Raw genomic sequence first — 18,122 nt, 5'->3', positions numbered from 1 at the left:
CCCCCCCCCCCCACGACAGGGGGAAAACTGTAACCCATGTATCCGGTTCAAAGTGTTACCCATCCATCAACTGGACACCGCGCAGTCCTTTCCAGGCGATCGAATACAGAAGCCGCCGGCAGTTCCTCTCCCTCAAATTCGGGGGGAACTTTCCAGCCGGGATCGACGCCTTCCATGTTCGGCAGCTCGTGGGCTATGCCTTTGTGGCAGTCGATGCAGGTAGCCTCGCCAGACAGGAGGTAGCGTGTGTGGATCGTTGCCGCGCGTTCGGTTTGCTTGGACAAGTCCATCGCCACCGAGGAATGACAGTTGCGGCATTCGAGACTGTCGTTCGCTTTCAGTCGGGCCCATTCGTGCTCAGCCAGTTCACGCCTGTATTCGAGGAACTTCCTGCGGGTGTTGATGGTGCCGAAGATCTTGCCCCAGACCTCTTTGGAAGCCTGCATTTTCCTGGCGATCTTGTCGGTCCATTCGTGCGGGACGTGACAGTCCGGGCACGAGGCCCTCACTCCTGAACTGTTCGAGAAGTGGACGGTGCGCGTGAGCTCCTCGTAAACGTTCGTCTCCATCTCATGGCAGGAGATGCAAAACTGCTCGGTGTTGGTCAGTTCCAGGGCGGTGTTGAACGCACCCCAGAACATCACACCGCCGACAAAGCCGCCGAGTGTCAGGAAGCCCAGGCTGAGCGTCGCGGCGGGCGTCGCCAATATGCGCCAGGCCCATAAGGCGGCGGCCTTGAGCCGTGACCACATGCTACTCATCTCCCGCGTGGCCGACGCCCAGCTTGCTCATGTCGGTGAACGTGTTGCCGACGAGCGGCGCGGTGTCGGCCTGCGGCACATGACAGGCGGTGCAGAAATAGCGTCGGGGTGAGACGTCGGCCAACATCTGGCCCTCGCGGGTGATGTAATGCGTGACGCTGATCATCGGTGCGCCCGACCCTTGCGTGAACTCGCGCTTGTGGCACGACAGGCAGCGGTTCGTGTTGACCGAAAGCTGGTAGCCCTCGATCGAGTGCGGGATGACGGGCGGCTGGTCGGGATAGGCGCGCATCTTTCTGATATCGTCGACTGTCCACTTGGGCGTCGGATCAGCCGGAAGTTCGTCCATGGGCTGCGCTGCCCCGGTAAGCGGCGGGACGATCTCGGCCGACATTTGCGCCAACGCCGCAGTGCCGACGGCGAACAGGCCTGCGGCGACAAGTGCGACGCGCGCGCGGCGCGTCAGACGGGCATGACCTTGACCGCGCATTTCTTGAAATCCGTCTGTTTGGAGATGGGATCAGTGGCGTCGAGCGTCACCTTGTTGATGAGCTTGCTGGCGTCGAACCAGGGCACGAACACCACGCCGCGCGGCATGCGGTTACGCCCCCGGGTTTCGACCCTGAGCCTGATCTCGCCGCGCCGTGAAACGACCCGGACCTCGGCTCCCTGGTTGATGCCGCGCCGTCGCGCGTCGTCGGCGTTCATGAAGCAGACCGCGCCGGGGAACGCCCTGTAGAGCTCCGGCACCCGCATCGTCATCGATCCCGAATGCCAATGCTCGAGGACGCGTCCAGTTACCAGCCAGACGTCGTATTCCTCGTCAGGGGATTCCGCCGGAGGCTCGTAAGGCACGGCGAGGATCACTGCCTTGCCGTCTGGCCTGCCGTAGAATTTTACGCCTTCGCCCGGCTTCACATAGGGGTCGAGGCCTTCGCGATAGCGCCACTTCGTCTCCTTGCCGTCGACGACGGGCCAGCGCAGGCCACGCACCTCGTGATAGACGTCGTAAGGCGCGAGATCGTGGCCATGACCGCGGCCGAATTCGGCATACTCCTCGAACAAGCCCTTCTGCAGGTAGAAGCCGAATTCGCGCGATTCCCTGTTTTCATACTCGGCGTCGAGTTCTCCTAATGGGAAGCGGTCGACCATGCCGTTCCTGAACAGCACGTCGAACAGCGTCTTGCCCTTGTAGTCAGGATTGGCATTCAGGAGGTCGGCCGGCCAGACGTCTTCGGTGGTAAAACGTTTCGAGAATTCGACCAACTGCCAAAGATCGGAGCGCGCCTCGCCGGGCGCATCCACGAGTTGGTGCCAGACATGAGTGCGGCGCTCGGCATTGCCGTATGCTCCTTCCTTTTCCACCCACATCGCCGCCGGCAGGATCACGTCCGCCGAGAGCGCGGTAACGGTCGGATAGGCATCGGACACGACAATGAAGTTGTCAGGGTTGCGGTAGCCCGGATAGGTCTCGTTCGAATTGTTCGGTGCGGCCTGAACGTTGTTGTTGACCTGGACCCAGTAGAAGTTGAGCTTGCCGTCCTTCAGCATGCGGTCTTGCTGGACGGCATGGAAGCCGGGCTTCTCCGGCAGGAGGCCGTGCGGCAGACGCCATATCTCCTCGGCGTGCTTTCGGTGCTCGGGGTTGGTCACAACCATGTCGGCGGGGAGGCGGTGGGCGAAGGTGCCGACCTCGCGCGCGGTGCCGCAGGCCGACGGTTGGCCGGTGAGCGAAAACGGGCTGTTGCCAGGCTCCGAGATTTTGCCAGTCAACAGGTGGATATTGTAGACCATCTGGTTGGCCCACACGCCGCGGACGTGCTGGTTGAAGCCCATGGTCCACAGCGACATCACCTTCACGTCGGGGTTGGCATAGAGCTCCGCCAGTTCCTCGAGGAACTCGGGCTCGACGCCAGACAGTTCCGAGACCATCTCGAGCGTGTAGTCCGAGATCATCGTCTTGAACGCGTCGAAGTCGATTGGCTCCGTTTTTCCGGGATCCGCCGCACCCTTGGCAGCCATCTCTACGGGATTGTCCGGCCGCAGCCCGTAGCCGATGTCGGTGGCCCCGCTCATGAACACAGTGTGGTCGCGCACGAACGTTTCGTTGACCCGCCCGGACAGGATGATGTGGTTGGCGATGTAATTCAGGATCGCCAGATCCGTGCCCGGCTTGAACACAATCGGGATGTCAGCAAGGTCCATCGACCGGTGCGTGAAGGTCGACAAAACCGCGCAGCGCACATGGGGATGGCCGAGCCGGCGGTCCGCCACCCGTGTCCACAGGATTGGGTGCATCTCGGCCATGTTCGAGCCCCACAGCACGAAGGCGTCGGCGTGCTCGAAATCGTCGTAGCAGCCCATCGGCTCGTCCATGCCGAATGTGCGCATGAAGGCGACGGCGGCCGAGGCCATGCAATGTCGGGCGTTGGGATCGAGATTGTTCGAACGGAAGCCGGCGCGCATCAGCTTGGTTGCGGCGTAACCCTCGAAGACGGTCCATTGGCCGGAGCCGAACATGCCGACCGCTTCGGGACCTTTCTCCCGGAGCACGGTCTTGCACTTCTGCGCCATCAGGTCGAGGGCCTCGTCCCAGGAGACGGGCTCGAACTCGCCGTCCTTGTCGTAGGCGCCGCCGCGCCTGCGCATCAACGGCCTTGTCAGGCGATCTTCGCCATACATGATCTTGGAGAGAAAATAGCCCTTGACGCAGTTCAGGCCGCGGTTGACTTCGGCCTGCATGTCACCGTGTGTCGCGACAACACGTCCGTCTTTCACGCCGACCATCACGCCGCACCCGGTGCCGCAGAAGCGGCAGGGAGCCTTGGACCACTTGATCTCCAGTGCTTCGACGCCACCGGGAACGGGCTGCGCCGCGGCCGGGAGAACGATCCCGGCCGACGCTGCCGCGAGCGACGCCGCGTGCGCCTTCAGCAGATCACGACGGTTGATGGATGACGTCATTTGCTTTCGTCCTCCCGTCCCTCGATATGCTCGAAGACCATGTTGGCGGCGATCACGCCGTCCATCATCGAGATAGTGGTCAGGGTCTCGCCGAGCATGCCGCTGCCTGGACCCTCGATCGTGACGACGATCCGGCTGCCTTCGCCGGCGTGAATCTCCACGCCAGGCATTTCCACCAGTCGCCTGCTCAATTCTTCCCTTCGCGCCGGCAGCACGACGACGACGGCGCTCGAAATATGATGCCGAGCCTGAAATCCACCCTTGAGAAGGGATCTGCGGGTGATAGCAGGATTTTCGCGCATTGCTTCACCCTCCCGGAGGGCCGGGCGGCCCGAACACGATCTGATACATCCAGACCAGGAAGCCGTAGCCACCGACGACGCCGACAGCGACGATGGGCCAGATGCCGAAAGCGAGTGCGAGAAAGGCCAGCAACTCTCGTCGCCTCGTCTTCGAACGCGAAGGTCCGGGGTCGGAAAGGGCCTGGGGGCTGTCCTGGGTCATGACCACTCCATGTGCCTTGGACTTGGCCAGATACTGTGAAGCGTCAGACCGCTGAACAGGCTATCGTCTTAAGTGGCTTTTTCAATACCTTTTTTCTGAGGCTCCAACGTCTCGAACTATGCCGGCCGAAGCTCGGAGTATCCGCCCATCTCAAGCGCTGGCCCTGCGCCCCCACAGGACAGGCGCATAGCGAATGGCGAACAGCAGGAAGGCGGCACTCCACAGCGCACCGCCGCAGATCAGTAAGTGCGCGTGCCAGTCTCCTGCCAACGGCGCCGCGACCCGCAGGACAGCTCCCAATGTAACCGCTATGTAGGCTGCGAGAACGGTCCGGTCCGCGACGATCTCCCGTCCAGTGTGGCCGAGGCTGGCGCGGGTCATGACGGCGAGCGTCATCGTGCCGATCGCGCCGGCTGTCAGCGCGTGCAGAGCGGCGCTTTCCGGTAGCCCTGAAAACAGCACGGAGCCACCGAGCAGCAATAGTGCGAAGCCGAGCCAGGCGTAGCCGATATGGAGGATCAGCACGATTGGCTCGCGCGTGGTGTGCCGGCCTTGCCAGCGCGCCAGACGCGCGGCCAGAAGCACACCGGAGAGACCGAGCATGCCTCCTGCGGCAGTTGAATCCGGAACGGCCACCCAGGCGGCCGCGCCAGCGGCGGTCGTCGCCAGCGCCGCCTTGTCCAAGGCGCCGAAGCTTGCCGGAAGGCGCGTCCCGCCATTCTTGACAAGCCAGTTCCGGGTGAAACTTGGAACGATGCGGCCACCGACAAGGGCAAGCAGCATAGCGATCGCGCCCAGTGCCAGCCGCACGCCCAAGCCATGCGGAACGAACCCGAGATTGGCCGCGTGGTCCAGTGCGTTGGCCAGCCCGAACAGCGTGATCATGACAGCCACGGGCGCGTTCTTCCAGTTGCGCCCCGCCACCACCTCGCGCCAGACCGCGAAGCCAAGCATGACCGGGAACGAAATATCAACGACGACGGCAGCGACCGGGCCGGGGGCGGCGGCACAAGCTATGCGCCCGGCCAGCCACAGTGTCACCAGGCCCGCGAGGGGCCAGCCGCTCAGCGGCAACCGGCCCGTCCAGTTCGGGATTGCGGTGAGCACGAAGCCGGCCAGGACGGCCTGCAGATAGCCGAACAGCATTTCGTGGGCGTGCCAGTGCAGGCCGGGGAAGGGGCCGGGCAAAGCATGGCCGGAAAAATAGATCCAAAGCCAGGCCGGGATCCCCGCGCCGGCGTGGAGCGCGGCGAGGAAGAAGAACGGCCTGAATCCATACTGGAGGATCGGCGGCATGGAGGACACCCGCCCCCGGCCGTCACGGGAAACGTAGCCGGACTTGCGCAGCGAGCGCAGCACGGACCTGTCGGTTAGCGTGGTAGCGGCGGACATCAGCTGTTTCCTCCGCCTGCCGCCTGTCTTGCGGCCTCCATCCCGAACGCCGCGAATTCAGAGACGTCTTGAAACAGATCCGCGATCTCGTGGAACGCGGAGCGATCAGGCTCGTCGGGCATGAGTTCGTCCAGTTCCCCGAGAAGCGCGAGGACGAGCACGATGGCGTCTCGCATCCTTCTGGCGTCCGCGAGCCCGCCAGCGCGCTGGACCAGATCGCCTTCCAAGCCGACATAATCTGGCATGCCGTTCGCGGCCTTGGCGCATTGACGTTCGAGCGCTGCGCCGGCTACTCCCTGACGAATGCGTTCGACCAGCGACGGCCGCGTCAGGGATTCGATCGGGAGTGTCGGTCGTCGCGCAGTATCGGTACCCATTGGTGTAGTCTCCTTGGGGCGACGGCGTTTCTTCATTCCTCAATCGCCTTCCTGGCCGCACTCTCTCCAAGCGCCGCGATCTCGGAGATCTCGCGGAATATCTCTGCGATGTCGCTCGCGACGGCCTGCTTGGGCTCGCGAGGCGCCAACTCGAATATCTCATCGAGGAGCGCCAATGCGACGTCGATCGCGTCGCGCATCCGCTTCGCTTCAGCGAAGTTTTTGGCGGGACTCGGCGCATGATCCACCGTTCCCGTTCGATCGGACGCGGTGTCGTTGATTTCAGTTGCAACACCGTCACGCCCCACCTCGGCGAGGCGGCGCAGCAACTCCGCGGCAAAGGAACTTTCGCCCCTGTTGGGCAAGTTCCAGCAACCGCGACGAGGCTGCCGCAAGCATTCTCGACGCGTCTGATTTCTGTGTCACGATTGGGAACTTTCCCTGGAGAAGAGCGCGCTGATCCAGCATGCAGGCCCGCAAAAGGGCTCATCGCGAACAAGCCGAAATCCCAGATTCTCCGGTGGCGTGCCCACGGCGCATCCGCCACTCCTGCCGTCTCGAACGAAATTGGACATGTAGGCCCGGTGCCGTCCCTCGAGCACGTGTACGCCGCAGTTCTCGACGACGGTCTCGGGCAGGCCGCTCTTGGCCTCGAGCGTGACGCGGCTGTAGCAGCTCGAAGTCCATTCCCAGACGTTGCTGCCGAAATCCTCGACGCCGAGAGTGTTGACGCCGTAGTGGCCGCCGGGCTTCGGCTCTGGATCCGCGGGGCGCCTGGCCGCGGCTTCCTCCTTGTATCGCCGTATCCAGCGCACCGCGGGATTTTGGGGGTCGTCCGCCGTTGCGGAGAAGGATTCGCCACCAAAACGTTCGCCGGCCGCCGCGGCTGCCTCGAGCGCGGTCGGAAGCCGCCAGGATTCGCCAGTGGCCTCAGAATACCAGCGAGCATATGTGTCGGCGTCCGTCCAGTTGACCCCGGTGACCGGAACGTCTGCCTGAGAAGGTCGTGCGTCGGCCGCCATGCAGGCGCCTGCGGCAACGCAGCGATCGTACTCGGCGAGGCTGACCTGCCGCGTCATCATCCGGAAGCCGGCGACCATGATAGGCTTGGCGGGAGCCGGTGCAGGAACACCGCCTGACAGGAATTCGCCCGGTGCCGGAAAGTCACTATCCTTTCCCCGATCTCGACGGTTGCCGCGACCGGAACTGACCGTTCGTGTTCCAGCGGCGCATGCAATCCGACGGCGAGCGCCGGCACGACCAGCGCGGCGACGGTGCCGAAAGCTGCTTCCAGCATGGTGACGGGCATCGAAATACTCCATGGGAACGTGGCCCGGATCCCCCTTGGTCCGGGCCGCCAGCCTGATCGGTCAGTGAGTCGGGATCGGTCCGGGAGCCTCGACCTGCTTCATCAGGTCGTCGCTCCATTCGCCCTCGACGACGAAGTGGGCCGTCGCTCCGAGTTCGACCGCTTCGATCAGGTTGTGGTTGACGTAGGCGTAGACGCCCGGCTGGAGGAAGGTGTAGAGCGCGGCTCCCGCCGATCCGCCGCGGATGAACCAGGTCTCCAGGTCCTTGGCGGGCGGGTTGGCGAATTTGCCCTCTTCCCAGACGTAGTCGCCATGGCCGCCGATCAGGTGGGGCCGGGTGTCGCGGTTGGCCTGCGAGTGGACGATCAGGACCGTCTCGCCGACCTTTGTCTCCATGGCGTTGTCGCCCGTCAGGGCGCCCTTGGCGCCGTTGAAAACGACATGGGACGGGACGAGACGTTTCATCACCTCCAGCGTGTCGGCGTAGCTGTCGCCGTGGCTCTCGTAGGACTTGAAGTTGCCGTCCTCGTCGCTCGGCACGTAGAAGTCGTTCTCGCCGATGTAGAAGACCTTGTCGTAGGTGAGCGGCTCGCCCTTCTCGTTCTTCAGGCCGTTGCGGGGCAGGATCATGATCGTCCCGCTCATGCCGGACACGACGTGCCACGGGATCATCGGGCCTTCGGGCGCGCAGTGGTAGACGAAGGTTCCGGTTCGGGTTGCCTTGAAACGCAGCTTCACCTGTTCCCCGGGATTGATGAGCGTGAGGGCTCCGCCGCCGAGCGCGCCGGTGGCGGCGTGGAAGTCGATGTTGTGGGGCATCGAGTTGCTGCCGGGGTTGACCAGGTTCAACTCGACGTAATCGCCTTCATGGACGACCATCATCGGGCCGGGGATCGAGCCGTTGAAGGTCATGCCCTGCAGCACGGTGCCTTCGTCATCGATAGTGACGGGCTTTTCCTCGATGGTCATCGTGAACTCGACCACCTTCGGACCGCTCTTGGCCACCTGTTCGTGCGCATGCACGAAGGGCGGTGCGACGAGTGTGACCTGCTCGCGCGGCAGCGCGGCGATCTCGGTCTCGTTCGCGAAAGCGGTCATTGAAGGCATCGCGGCCAGCATGGCGGCGGCCGCTGCTCCCATCAGTGCCCGGCGACGCGTGAACATCTCGGTTCTCCTTGTGATCCATCGTTGTCGATGAGCGACTTCTACGCCCGCCATGACAGAGGAGTTTGTCCTGGAACAAACTCCCGATGGATTTTCGGGGGAGCGACCTGAAGGCGTATCTGCGGAGTTTGCTGCAGCGCAAATAGCTGACGGCCAACGCGGCTATGCAGTGGCTCCATAAGCGTGCGGAACAACCCGTCGCGCAATTCGAGTGTCATTCGACCTGGAGAGGTCATTCGACCTGGAGAAGAAAGGAGACAGTCAGATGTACAGGCCTCTTATAATTGCGGCGGTCGCTGCGATCGTGGCCGGACCGGCCCATGCGCATGTTTCGTTCGAAAACGCCCAGGCTGCCGTCGGCACGACCTACAAGGCGGTTCTAAGGATTCCGCACAGTTGCGACGGCAAGGCCACGGACGAGGTCCGGGTCCGGATCCCGGAAGGCGTTATCGCGGTCAAGCCGATGCCCAAGGCCGGATGGACGATCGAAAAGACGGTGACGGGGTACAAGGCAGAGTACGATCTGCACGGCAAGAAGGTGGCCGAAGGCGTTACCGAGCTATCCTGGAGCGGCGGAAGCGTGGCGGACGACGAGTACGATGATGAGTTCGTCTTCAGGGCGACTCTCGACGCAAGCCTCCCGGCGGGCGAAACGATCTATTTCCCGGTGATCCAGGTCTGCGGCACGGACAGGGCAGAATGGACCCAGGCTCCGGCCGAGGGCCAGACAGCTCATGACCTGGAGCGATCGGCGCCCGGTCTGGAACTGCTTCACGGCGAACACGCGGGGCACTGAAACGCCTGAACGCGGGAAATCTGGGGCCGAGTGGCTCAGGAGTCCGGAACATCACCGGAGGGCACGCAGGGCGTTGAGGATCACCGCTACGTCTATGCCCTCCTGCACGAGTGCGCCAGCCACAGGCGGGAGATAGCCGAGCGCAGCCACAGCCATCCCGACGACGGAGAGGCCGAGGCCGGCGACCACGCTTTGCGTTGCGATTTGGCGGGTCCGATGCGCGACCTCTACCGCGGACGCCAGGCTGTCGATGCGGTCGACGAGAATGACGACTCCGGCGCTTTCCGACGAGGCGGCGGAGCCGCGCGCGCCCAACGCCACGCCCACGTCGGCGCTCGCCAACGCGGGAGCGTCATTCACGCCGTCTCCAGCCATGAGCACGGGAGCGCGCATGCGTTCCCTGGTCACGACTTCGACCTTCTGCGCCGGATCCAGTTCGCCATCCGCCTTGGCTATCCCGAGCCGGGCAGCCACGGCGTCGACCACATCCTGGCGATCGCCGGAGGCGATCACGACGCGGTCGATCCCAGCCTTCTCCAGCGCCCGGAGCATGGCGGGCGCCTCCGGCCTGATCGCGTCAGCCATGGCGATGATCCCGGCCAGGACGCCGTCTACGCCGACGGCCACCACGGCGCTTCCCCAGGGAAGACCTTCCCGCAACCCATGGGGATCGCCCTGCGTGATCGCGTCCCTGACGAAGCGGCTGCCGCCGATAACCAGCCTGCGTCTTTCGACAATCCCTTTGATTCCGGTTCCGGCGACCTCGCTGACGTCCGTCGGCGCAGAGAGCGGGAGCCCCTTCCGGCGTGCGTCCGCCACCAGCGCCGCTGCCGTGACGTGGCCGGACGCCTGGTCGAGCGAGGCGGCGAGCCGCAGGACCTCGTCAGGTAACCAGGTCCCGACGGTGCGTACGTCGACCACCTCGGCTTGGCCGAACGTCAGGGTTCCGGTTTTGTCGAGGATAACCGTCTTGACCTTCGCAAGGGTCTCGAGAGCCCCGCCGTCCTTGACGAGAACGCCGAGCTTGGCGGCACGCGACATGCCGGAGATGATGGCGACGGGCAGGGCGAGGATGAGCGGGCACGGCGTTGCGACCACCAACACAGCCAGCACTCTGACAGGGTCGCCGGAGATGGCCCAGGCAGTTCCTGCCGCCAAGACCGTCAGCAGCAGGAACCAGACCGCGTAGCGATCCGCCGCACGCACGCTGGGAGGCTTGCCTTCCTGTGCCTTGGTTACAAGCCGGACGATGTTGGCGTAGGTGCTTTCGGCCGCGGGTCTGTCCGCAAGGAGATCGAAGGCATCGCCAGCATTGGTTGCTCCGCTCAGGACTTCGTCACCCAGCAACTTCGTGCGTGGCAGGCTCTCTCCGGTCAAGGCGGACTCGTCCAGGACGGCAGAAGGTGACGCAAGGCTGCCGTCGACGGGGATCACTTCGCCGCGGCGAACGAGGAGCCGGTCGCCTGGAACGATAGCCTGGATGAGGACTTCGTCGAGCCCGTCATTGCCGTACCGCATGGCGCTGTGGGCCACGCGACCGAGTAGGGCGGTCATCTCCCTGCGTGCGCGGCCGGCCGCATAGCCTTCGAGAAACTGGCCACCCGCGTACATCAGCGCGACGACGTTGCCCGCTAACATCTCGCCGAACGCGAGCGCGGCCGACATCGATAGCGCGGCGACCAGGTCAAGCCCGACTTCGCCGCGCGACAGACTGCGGACGATCTCGACGGCGAGGGCCGCCAGCACCAACGCGGTCGCGACGGCCCACGGCCAGGGATGCCAGCCTGCGCCGGACGCCCATCCAGTAATGCCGACCATGAGTCCGCTGAGCGCCACGCCGAGGAGCACTCCTCTCAACGAGAGAATCGGCCACCGCGCATCAGGCAAGGTAAGCATCCATCATCAGCAGGGCGGTCAATGCGAAAGCAGCACTGGCATCCTCAGGTCCGCCAAGACGCCTTCGGTCGCGCCGCCGAGAACGAAATCCCTGAGCCGTGAGTGACCGTAGCCTCCCATCACCAGCAGATCCGAACCTAGGACGGCAGAGTGGCGCTGCAGGGTTTCTGCAATCGGGCAGTCCTCCGCGCGCACTGCCGAGAAGGTGGCTTTCAGCCCGGCTTCGCGCAGACTTCCCGCGAGCCGCTCCCCCGCATCTGCCTCGTCGATTGACTTTTCGTCTGTGACGGTGACAACCTTCATCTCCACGGCGCGCTCCAGAACAAACCTGGCGTCTGACACGGCGCGGGCTGCGACGCGCGTGCCATCCCATGCGATCGACACCCGGCTAAAACTGGCGGGCGGCGCCTGATCGGGCAGAAGGATCGTCGGGCGGCCGGAGCTGAAGACAACGGCCTCCGCCAACGCGCGGATACCGGGGTTGTCGGAGTTCCACCCGACAAGCGCCATGTCGAAATAGCGGGCATGGCGAGCGGCCGCCTCGCCAAGCAGCGCGACCTGCGTCCTCTCCACGGAAGTCGTCAGATTCAGGCTTCTGGCTTCCGCCTCAACCCTGGCCGCGGCCAGCAGTTCCGCGCCGTTGCTCGCGCTGAGTTTCTCGGCGTTGCGGATCATTTCCGGCAGATTCATGAGCATGCGGGAGAACGCGTTCGAAACCTCTGGAATGTCAGCTTCTAGCACCAGCGCGTGGAGGTCCGCGCCAAGCAGATCCGTCACCGCCACAGCATTGGCTACGACTGCCGTCGTGTGGGGTTCCGGATAGGTGAGTAGGGGCACAAGTGCGCGAAGCTTCATTCGATGTAGTCCTTCAGGACAGGAATTTCCTCCATCCCGCTCAGCGTACGACGAGCACTGGAACGGGGCTATGGGCCAGCACTTCCGAGGTCTGGCTGCCCAGCAGCAGGCGCCCGAGGCCGCGCCGGCCGTGCGAGGCCATGACGATCAGGCTGCATTCTTGGGCCTTCGCCGCCTCGACGATGGCTTCCGCTGGCCTCGAGTCGGGCACGTGCAGCACGTCCGCGCTGACGCCGATCCTGGCGGCCGATTCCCGCACCGTCGCCAGGAGTTTCTCCGCAGCCTTCTTCTGCCCCTCTTCATACCCCGAGATATCCCCGGGAAGCGGGACCCAGCCGCCGCCGGCCGCGCTCGCATGGAAGGGGAAAGGCTCGGTGACCGTGATGACGGTCACCTTCGCGTCGAGGCTCTTGGCAAGCGAAAGCCCATGGTCGACGCCCCTCTGCGCGACGTCGGAGCCGTCCGTCGAAATCAGGATGTGCTTGTACATTGCCTTCTTGTCCTCTGTTGCCTGTTCCGCCCAAGGAACGCTCGCACTTGGCGCGTCCAGTCCACAGACACGCCGGGACGAGGCCTTGGCTTGAACTCTACCTTTGGGCCTTCTTTTCAGCTTGATCGAGATCAAAGCGGCCCAATCTGCGCAGATGCGCTCGAGTAGAACCGGAGGTGCTCAAGCGGTTGAGCTTGGCCGCCTGCCAGAGGACAGCCGCTTTCGACGAGCCGTTTTATCGCGTTGCTGCCTTGGCAGGCGAGGGTTCAAGAATTACGCTTCTCGCTATCGAAGCGTCTGACGCCGGCCGGGCTTCGTGCTTTTGTCGATTTCGTGAAGCAACGGCGCAGACATGAACCAGCTTGAGGGCGCGAGGGCGCGCCAGATAGACGTCCGCTGATACTCGAAATCAGATCCCCATGTGGCACACCGTGGACCGCGTCAGGAACCGTCTCTCGCGGCCGTTATCGAGTGAGAACATGCCACCGCGTCCGGGCACAGCATCGATGACGAGGTTGGTGTGCTTCCACGCGTCGTATTGCGCCGCGCCGATGTAAAACGGCGCGCCGCCGATCTCGCCGAGCAATACGTCGCTGTCCCCCAGAGCGAAATCACCCTGGGGGTAGCACATTGGCGAGGAACCGTCGCAGCAGCCGCCCGACTGGTGGAACAGCACCGGCCCATGCTCGGCGATGATCTCCGCCAGGAACTCCAGCGCCGCCGGCGTGGCGCTCACCTTGTCGTGCATTCCATCCTCCCTCCGGAAAGCGAAGCGCGGGAACGTCCCGCGCCCCGTGAGGCAGTCCTCAGAAGAAGCCGAGCTTCTTGGGGCTGTAGCTGACCAGCATGTTCTTGGTCTGCTGGTAGTGGTCGAGCATCATCTTGTGGGTCTCGCGGCCGATGCCGGACTGCTTGTAGCCGCCAAACGCCGCGTGCGCCGGGTAGGCGTGGTAGCAGTTGGTCCAGACGCGGCCCGCCTGGATCGCCCGGCCGAAGCGGTAGAGCCGGTTGGCGTCGCGGCTCCAGATGCCGGCGCCGAGGCCGTAGAGCGTGTCGTTGGCGATCGACAAGGCCTCGTCGTCGTCCTTGAAGGTTGTCACCGAAACCACCGGCCCGAAGATCTCCTCCTGGAAGATGCGCATCTTGTTGTGACCCTTGAACACCGTCGGCTTGACGTAATAGCCGCCGGCGAGATCGCCCGGCAGCTCGTTGCGCGCGCCGCCAGTGAGCACTTCGGCGCCTTCCTGCTTGCCTATGTCGATGTAGGACAGGATCTTCTCGAGCTGCTCGGACGAGGCCTGCGCGCCGATCATCGTCGCCGGATCCAGCGGGTCGCCCTGGACGATCGCCTCGACGCGCTTCAGCGCCCGCTCCATGAAGCGGTCGTAGATCTTTTCATGGATCAGCGCCCGGCTCGGGCAGGTACAAACCTCGCCCTGGTTGAGTGCGAACATGACGAAACCCTCGATCGCCTTGTCGAAGAAATCGTCGTCCTCGGCGGTGACGTCCTGGAAGAAGATGTTGGGCGACTTGCCGCCGAGTTCGAGCGTTACCGGGATAAGGTTCTGGCTGGCGTACTGCATGATCAGCCGGCCAGTGGTCGTCTCGCCGGTGAAGGCGATCTTTGCGATCCGGTTGGAGGAGGCGAGGGGCTTGCCTGCCTCGAGGCCGAAGCCGTTGACGATGTTGAGCACGCCCGGCGGCAGCAGGTCGCCGATGAGGTCCGCCCAGAGCATGATCGCCGCCGGGGTCTGCTCTGCGGGTTTCAGAACCACGCAGTTGCCGGCCGCGATCGCGGGGGCCAGTTTCCATACCGCCATGAGCAGCGGGAAGTTCCACGGGATGATCTGACCGACGACGCCCAACGGTTCGTGGAAGTGATAGGCAACGGTGTCGTGGTCGATCTCGGAGAGGCTGCCCTCCTGGGCGCGGATCGCGCCGGCGAAGTAGCGGAAGTGATCGATGGCCAGCGGCAGATCGGCGGCGGTCGTCTCACGGATCGGCTTGCCGTTGTCCCAGGTCTCGGCGCGCGCGAGGAGATCGAGGTTCTCCTCCATGCGATCAGCAATGCGATTGAGAATCAAAGCGCGTTCGGCCGGGCTGGTGCGGCCCCATGCGTCCCTGGCAGCATGGGCCGCGTCGAGCGCGGCCTCGATATCCTTGGAGTCGGAACGGGCGACTTCGCAGAGAAGCTGACCGTTTACCGGCGAGAAATTCTCGAAATACTTGCCGGACAGCGGCTCGGTCCATTTGCCGCCAATGAAATTGCCGTAACGCCTGTCGAAGGGCGCCTTGACGGAGCGTGAGAATTCAACCTTGTTCATATCAACCTCCCGAAACAACGCCGCGGGATGCGGCGCTTCGGCGGAAAGTCTTGCCGCATCTGCCCGCTCGCTGTCACGATGGTGAGAACAGTGGACCCGCAGGACGTGTCGCAGAACTGCGACAGTCATGCCGGGATTCGAAAAGATCAGTGCGATCTATGGAGATCGAGGCGGTTGAGCTTTCGGTGGAGCGTCGCACGGCTGATCCCAAGTGCTGCGGCCGCGGCCGAGACATTTCCATCTGTCCGTGCCAGCACCCGTTGCAGAGCCCCGCGCTCCGCCTCGGCGAGGGCTTCGGTGACCTTCCTCGCCCCGCCAAGCAGATCGGCCGCGGGGAGCGGCTTGCGAAGGCTTTTTTGCGTGATTCCCAGCGCCAGTCGCGCTGAGCGGGTCGCGCCGACCACAAGGTCGTCCGCATCGACCGCGACCAGCCCGCCCGAACCTTTGTCGGTTATTGGCGCGAGCAGAATGCGCGCCTTCGGGAATGCCATCTTGAAGTTCTCCGCCTCGATGCGTCGCGCGGCGTCGGCTACGGCCACCGAAATAAGATTGGCGAAGGCTTCGGTTAGATCTGCCCGGCAGGAAGACACGTCGAGGGCGGCAACGAGGTCTCCCTCGTGATCGTAGACGGGCGCGGTGATGCAGCTCAGCGCTGTGTTGCGCGTGTGAAAATGCTGGTCGCGATGGATCGTCAGCACGCGCTGCTCGACAAGACAGGTGCCGATGCCGTTGGTGCCTTCGCTCTCCTCGTTCCATACTGAGCCTGTCCACAACCCCCAGGAGTGAAACGTCTCGTCATCCGCGGGTGCACCGCGCCGTTCGACCGGCACGCCCTCACGGTCGGCGAGAAGCACGCAGCATCCAACACCTCCCACCGCCAGGTAGAGTCTGTCGAGGCTAGATTGGGCGGCTCGGATTAGCGGTTCGATGCGTTGCCTGGCGTCGATAAATTCGGCCTCAGTCAGGTATCGCGGCGGTTTGGGATCGGTTGGATCGAGTTTATGCAAATTGGACGAGCGTCGCCATGAAGCGACCAGCGCCGATTTCGCAGCGGCATCTGAAATGATTGCGGCCTGTATCCGATCGGCATGATGACCGGCTAGAGCCTCGCCCATGCTATCCTCCCAAATCCCGACTCTTTCCTTTCAGTTCCTGGATCAGGCCTTTCAGTTCCTGGATCAGGTACGTGTTACGTCGGGGTTGCGTTGGCAGCGCTATCTCCGCTTCGATCGAACCCTCTGTCAATTGCCCAGAAGAACCAAGCGCCTCCCTTGCGCCAGCGTTATCCGGCAACGGGCCGGAGCTCTCTTGACATGGATCAAACGTGCGGACGAGTTTCTGGATCGGCTGCGTCTGCGGCAATATGCGAACCTTGTGTACGCCACGCTGGCATTCGGCGCCGGAGTGTCCGATATTCACGACAGCGCCATGGACACGAACCGCAAGGACATACACAACTCCGACATTCCTGTGCTTTGCCGGAGCTGCGAGGCTCGGCACAAGGGAATGTGCGGCGTGCTCGATTCGGCCGAGCTTGTTGCGCTTTCTCGTCACACGCGCCTGGCGCGGCATTCTGCCGGAGAGGAACTCGCCGCGGAGGGCATGCCTGTCGAGTCCTATGCGAATGTAATGCGGGGCGTAGTCAAGCTGACCAAGGTGCTGGAAGACGGCCGCCAGCAGATCGTCGGGCTGCAGTTCGCCCCGGATTTCCTCGGGCGACTTTTCGCGCCTGACAGTGCCGTAACTGCCGAAGCTGCGTCCGACGTCGATCTCTGCCGCGTGTCGCAGAGCGGTCTGGAACGGTTGATCGCGGCGAATCCCAAACTGGAGCGTCGGTTAATGGAGCAGACTCTCAGGGAACTCGATGAAGCCCGCGAATGGATGGTCACACTGGGGAGAAAGACAGCTGCCGAGAAGGTCGCCAGCTTCCTTTATCTCATCGCCACGCACCTCGATCCCTCAGCGGACAGCGAACAGAAGGGCCGCAAGTTTATTCTGCCTCTCACGCGCGGTGACGTCGCCGATTTCCTCGGGCTGACGATCGAGACCGTCTCGCGGCAGTTGTCCAGGCTCCGCGCGGAGAAAGTCATTGCAATCAGCTCAGTGACCCAGGTCGATGTGCCCGATCTCGAGCGACTCAGGAAGCGTTGTGGCTGAACGGATGGACCGGCGCCAGAAGCGGAACGAGGATTTCCTTTTCGAACGCCACGTGGACGTTCTCGCCTCATGATGAAAAACCAAGGCCTGTTCGGCTCATGAGCTTCGATGACCTCGACCTGAATTTGCTGCGCGTGTTCGACGTAATGATGCGCGAAAGAAGCGTTACGCGTACGGCATGCGAATTGGGAAGAACGCAATCTGCGATCAGCCATTCTTTATCCAGGCTGCGGCACCTTTTCGGCGACAAGCTGTTCACGCGCGATGGAGGAGTTATGAGGCCGACCCCGCGGGCGGTCGAGCTTCTGCCAGACATTTCGGCCGGATTGGCAACGATTCGAGCCTCGATTGATCGCCATCAAACTTTCGATCCCGCAACCACGCGGCGGAACTTTCGTGTCGGCCTCACCGACTACCATGCGATGATAATCATACCCCGTCTTCTCCGGGAGTTTTCCAGGCAGGCGCCCGGTGCCACGTTGAATATTATTCCAGCGAACGGGCTCGATATCTCGTCCTCGGTTCATCTTCGACAGATCGACTGTGCATTGACTGGAGCAGTGATCAAGGACGACCCAAGCCTGTTGAAGATCGAACTGGGCCAGGATCGTCTCTTCTGCGCAGTTTGGAGCGGCAGCCAAATCGCAAGTTCGGCGATGTCGTTGGAGACATATCTGTCAGCGTCTCACTTGCAGGTTTCCGCCGATGGCGTTTCCAGCGGACTTGCGGATGCCGCCCTCAAGGAGCTTGGTTTGCGGCGTAACGTGGTCGCGACGATATCGAATTATCTGGCACTTCCGTGGGTTTTGCGAGGCACCGAACTTGTTGCTCATTGTGGTGACGGAATCCTCCAAATCCTTGATAGAGCGAGTGACGTGACGCTGCTTTCGCCGCCGCTGCCGATCCCGAATGTGAGCGCGTGGTTGCTCCTTCATCCGCAAATGGCCACGGACCCAGGGACGATCTGGCTCAAAGAAGTTCTCTCAAACATCTACTCTGAGTCACAGATTAAAAAGAGAGAAATTGTTTCTGAGAGAGAACAGAAGAAATAAACAGGAGACACACGGCTGAAACCATTACGAGTGCAGCCATTGTATGAGCAGGCCTCATAGTCATCATGACGAGAATGAAT

At 63.2% G+C, this 18,122-nt stretch carries 20 protein-coding genes; 3 read left to right on the top strand and 17 right to left on the bottom strand.

From position 1 onward, the window contains the following. Positions 1 to 47: 47 nt before the first annotated feature. The 11 genes from AC0L15_RS28965 to nirK all read right to left on the bottom strand — a co-directional run bounded on the left by AC0L15_RS28965 (position 48) and on the right by nirK (position 8,472). Entirely contained in the window at positions 48 to 761 is a 714-nt protein-coding gene (locus tag AC0L15_RS28965) for a NapC/NirT family cytochrome c (RefSeq protein WP_473497902.1), read from the bottom strand. After that, on the bottom strand, positions 754 to 1,251 hold the full coding sequence (locus tag AC0L15_RS28960) for a nitrate reductase cytochrome c-type subunit (RefSeq protein WP_473478485.1): 498 nt from the start codon (positions 1,249 to 1,251) through the stop codon (positions 754 to 756). Before AC0L15_RS28960 ends, AC0L15_RS28965 begins: the two co-directional genes overlap by 8 nt. Beyond that, positions 1,224 to 3,725: a periplasmic nitrate reductase subunit alpha gene (napA, locus tag AC0L15_RS28955; protein WP_287249178.1), complete on the bottom strand. Its 2,502-nt coding sequence runs from the start codon at positions 3,723 to 3,725 to the stop codon at positions 1,224 to 1,226. Before napA ends, AC0L15_RS28960 begins: the two co-directional genes overlap by 28 nt. Further along, positions 3,722 to 4,027, bottom strand: coding sequence for a chaperone NapD (locus tag AC0L15_RS28950; RefSeq protein ID WP_287249177.1), 306 nt, complete (start codon positions 4,025 to 4,027; stop codon positions 3,722 to 3,724). Before AC0L15_RS28950 ends, napA begins: the two co-directional genes overlap by 4 nt. Positions 4,028 to 4,031: 4 nt before the next feature. After that, positions 4,032 to 4,229 carry a periplasmic nitrate reductase, NapE protein gene (gene napE, locus AC0L15_RS28945; protein ID WP_023798480.1) on the bottom strand — a complete coding sequence of 66 codons (198 nt, stop codon included), beginning with the start codon at positions 4,227 to 4,229 and terminating at the stop codon, positions 4,032 to 4,034. 150 nt (positions 4,230 to 4,379) lie between these two features. After that, complete coding sequence (locus AC0L15_RS28940) at positions 4,380 to 5,621, bottom strand: NnrS family protein (protein WP_473497899.1); 1,242 nt, start codon at positions 5,619 to 5,621, stop codon at positions 4,380 to 4,382. Beyond that, entirely contained in the window at positions 5,621 to 6,034 is a 414-nt protein-coding gene (locus AC0L15_RS28935; RefSeq protein ID WP_287239540.1) for a hypothetical protein, read from the bottom strand. Before AC0L15_RS28935 ends, AC0L15_RS28940 begins: the two co-directional genes overlap by 1 nt. Further along, a complete protein-coding gene (locus AC0L15_RS28930) occupies positions 6,031 to 6,363 on the bottom strand; it encodes a hypothetical protein (protein WP_473497898.1) in 333 nt (110 codons plus the stop codon). Before AC0L15_RS28930 ends, AC0L15_RS28935 begins: the two co-directional genes overlap by 4 nt. 57 nt (positions 6,364 to 6,420) lie before the next feature. Further along, a complete protein-coding gene (locus tag AC0L15_RS28925; RefSeq protein ID WP_473497896.1) occupies positions 6,421 to 7,098 on the bottom strand; it encodes an SUMF1/EgtB/PvdO family nonheme iron enzyme in 678 nt (225 codons plus the stop codon). Next, the gene (locus tag AC0L15_RS28920; RefSeq protein WP_473497894.1) at positions 7,077 to 7,307 is read right to left on the bottom strand and encodes a hypothetical protein; all 231 of its coding nucleotides are present in this window, start codon (positions 7,305 to 7,307) and stop codon (positions 7,077 to 7,079) included. Before AC0L15_RS28920 ends, AC0L15_RS28925 begins: the two co-directional genes overlap by 22 nt. Positions 7,308 to 7,368: 61 nt before the next feature. Then, a complete protein-coding gene (gene nirK, locus AC0L15_RS28915; RefSeq protein WP_473497892.1) occupies positions 7,369 to 8,472 on the bottom strand; it encodes a copper-containing nitrite reductase in 1,104 nt (367 codons plus the stop codon). Between the two features lie 265 nt (positions 8,473 to 8,737). Here nirK and AC0L15_RS28910 point away from each other — a divergent pair, with 265 nt between their 5' ends. Then, on the top strand, positions 8,738 to 9,268 hold the full coding sequence (locus AC0L15_RS28910; RefSeq protein WP_473497890.1) for a YcnI family protein: 531 nt from the start codon (positions 8,738 to 8,740) through the stop codon (positions 9,266 to 9,268). A gap of 51 nt (positions 9,269 to 9,319) precedes the next feature. Here AC0L15_RS28910 and AC0L15_RS28905 read toward each other — a convergent pair whose 3' ends face one another. The 6 genes from AC0L15_RS28905 to AC0L15_RS28880 form a co-directional block, all read right to left on the bottom strand. After that, complete coding sequence (locus AC0L15_RS28905; protein WP_245277625.1) at positions 9,320 to 11,104, bottom strand: heavy metal translocating P-type ATPase; 1,785 nt, start codon at positions 11,102 to 11,104, stop codon at positions 9,320 to 9,322. Between the two features lie 78 nt (positions 11,105 to 11,182). Further along, entirely contained in the window at positions 11,183 to 12,019 is an 837-nt protein-coding gene (locus tag AC0L15_RS28900) for a universal stress protein (protein ID WP_473497888.1), read from the bottom strand. Between the two features lie 40 nt (positions 12,020 to 12,059). Continuing rightward, on the bottom strand, positions 12,060 to 12,509 hold the full coding sequence (locus AC0L15_RS28895) for a universal stress protein (protein WP_473497886.1): 450 nt from the start codon (positions 12,507 to 12,509) through the stop codon (positions 12,060 to 12,062). A 409-nt stretch (positions 12,510 to 12,918) separates the two neighbouring features. Further along, positions 12,919 to 13,257, bottom strand: coding sequence for a DUF779 domain-containing protein (locus AC0L15_RS28890; protein WP_023798470.1), 339 nt, complete (start codon positions 13,255 to 13,257; stop codon positions 12,919 to 12,921). Positions 13,258 to 13,315: 58 nt separating this feature from the next. Beyond that, positions 13,316 to 14,833, bottom strand: a complete 1,518-nt coding sequence (gene adh / locus AC0L15_RS28885) for an aldehyde dehydrogenase (protein WP_287260359.1) — start codon at positions 14,831 to 14,833, stop codon at positions 13,316 to 13,318. Positions 14,834 to 14,979: 146 nt separating this feature from the next. Next, positions 14,980 to 15,948, bottom strand: a complete 969-nt coding sequence (locus tag AC0L15_RS28880) for a GAF domain-containing protein (RefSeq protein WP_473497883.1) — start codon at positions 15,946 to 15,948, stop codon at positions 14,980 to 14,982. Between the two features lie 313 nt (positions 15,949 to 16,261). On the opposite strand from AC0L15_RS28880, the gene AC0L15_RS28875 reads away from it, so the two are divergent. Beyond that, positions 16,262 to 16,990 (top strand): Crp/Fnr family transcriptional regulator, encoded by a 729-nt coding sequence (locus AC0L15_RS28875; RefSeq protein WP_473497906.1) that lies wholly within the window; start codon positions 16,262 to 16,264, stop codon positions 16,988 to 16,990. Positions 16,991 to 17,088: 98 nt separating this feature from the next. Further along, positions 17,089 to 18,042 (top strand): LysR family transcriptional regulator, encoded by a 954-nt coding sequence (locus tag AC0L15_RS28870; RefSeq protein ID WP_287305661.1) that lies wholly within the window; start codon positions 17,089 to 17,091, stop codon positions 18,040 to 18,042. Positions 18,043 to 18,122: the final 80 nt, after the last annotated feature.

Source organism: Mesorhizobium sp. WSM4846, assembly GCF_055811415.1.
This window is presented reverse-complemented; position numbering and strand designations above follow the sequence as displayed.